The organism is Mesorhizobium sp. M7A.F.Ca.CA.002.05.1.1 (assembly GCF_003998335.1).
Taxonomy (GTDB): Bacteria; Pseudomonadota; Alphaproteobacteria; order Rhizobiales; family Rhizobiaceae; genus Mesorhizobium.
Genome location: NZ_RZQI01001178.1, coordinates 1 through 1,495 on the forward strand (window position 1 = coordinate 1; position 1,495 = coordinate 1,495).

Below are 1,495 nucleotides of genomic sequence, written 5' to 3' on the forward strand. Positions count from 1 at the left end.
ATCCATAGCCGAAGTTTCACGAAAATCATCCCAAAGCCGGTTGCTGCCATTCAGCGCGCCACTTTCCGTCTGTTGGACTGGATATTGCGGCGCCTGGCCTAATCGCCGCAGTTGAGGAACCGGATAGCCATTATGAGGAGACTGTTTATAACGGTCGCTGAAATCGCGATGACCAAGGGGAGACGATGCGCTACATACGTCCGCTTTCAATAGAAGATGCCGTTGGCCACTTGGCCGGGTCGGCTGGTACGGCCGCCATCCTCGCGGGAGGCAGCGACCTCCTGGTCAGGATGAAGGGCGGCTTTGCCGAACCAGAGCTGATCGTCGACATCAAGGCGATCGATGGCTTGAGCGAGATCCGGGAAACTGCTGAAGGCTTCAGCATCGGCGCCGCGGTTCCCTGCGCCGTCCTGGGAGAGAACACCGCCCTCAAGAAGGCATGGCCTGGTGTCGTCGAGGCGGCCAAGCTGATCGGCTCGAAGCAGGTGCAGGGACGCTGCACCATCGTGGGCAATCTCTGCAACGCCTCGCCGGCCGCCGACAGCGTGCCGGCGCTGGTTGCCGCCGGCGCCAAGGCAGTGGTCGTCGGGCCGGCGGGCCGGCGCACGATTCCCGTGCAGAGCGTGCCGACCGCGCCGGGCAAGACGTCGCTGGCCAAAGGCGAGATCATCGAGGCGATCCTACTCGACAAGCGCGAGCCGCGCTCTGGCGATGCCTATCTGCGTTTCATTCCACGCACCGAGATGGACATCGCGGTGGTCAGTGCCGGCGTGAACCTGACGCTCGACGAGCACGGTGTGGTCAAATCGGCCCGCGTGGCGCTGGGCGCCGTGGCGGCGACGGTGCTTCTGGTCGAAGAGGCGGCGGAGGTGCTCATCGGCTCCAAGCTGGACGAAGCGACGCTGGAGCGGCTCGCCAAGGTCTGTGCGGGCGCCTGCCGTCCCATCGACGACAAGCGCGGCACCATCGAATTCAGACGAAAAGTTGCGGGTGTGCTGGCCCAGCGGGCCGCCACATCAGCCTATACACGTGCAGGAGGCAAATGATGGCTGGTATAGCAGTTTCAACGACAATCAACGGCGACGCTGTCGAGTATCTTTGCCAGCCGGACGAGACGCTGCTCGATGTCCTGCGCGATCGGCTGGGGCTGACGGGCGCCAAGGAAGGCTGCGGCACCGGCGACTGCGGCGCCTGCTCGATCATCCTCGACGATCGGCTGGTTTGCTCATGCCTGGTGCTCGGCGCCGAGGCTGAAGGCCGGCGCGTCGAGACCATCGAGGGCATGGCCCATGGCGATACGCTGCACCCGCTGCAGCAGAAGTTCCTCGAGCATGCGGCGCTGCAATGCGGCATCTGCACGCCGGGCTTCCTGATCGCGGCCAAGGACCTCCTGGCCAAGAACCCCGACCCGACCGAGGAGGAAATCCGCTTCGGCCTCGCCGGGAACCTCTGCCGCTGCACCGGCTACGACAAGATCGTGCGCGCCGTCCAGGAC

2 protein-coding genes are annotated in these 1,495 nt (G+C 64.7%); both read left to right on the forward strand.

The features are described 5' to 3' along the window. The first annotated feature begins 185 nt into the window (after positions 1 to 185). Complete coding sequence (locus tag EN939_RS33855) at positions 186 to 1,046, forward strand: FAD binding domain-containing protein (protein ID WP_127271789.1); 861 nt, start codon at positions 186 to 188, stop codon at positions 1,044 to 1,046. After that, positions 1,046 to 1,495 (forward strand): (2Fe-2S)-binding protein (locus EN939_RS33860; RefSeq protein ID WP_164751498.1); only part of this gene is annotated, 450 nt, incomplete at its 3' end. The genes EN939_RS33855 and EN939_RS33860, both read left to right, overlap by 1 nt.

Bases quoted from the DNA above. Each gene is read 5' to 3' on its own strand.
- EN939_RS33855 (WP_127271789.1), top strand. From the start codon at position 186: ATGCGCTACATACGTCCGCTTTCAATAGAAGATGCCGTTGGCCACTTG.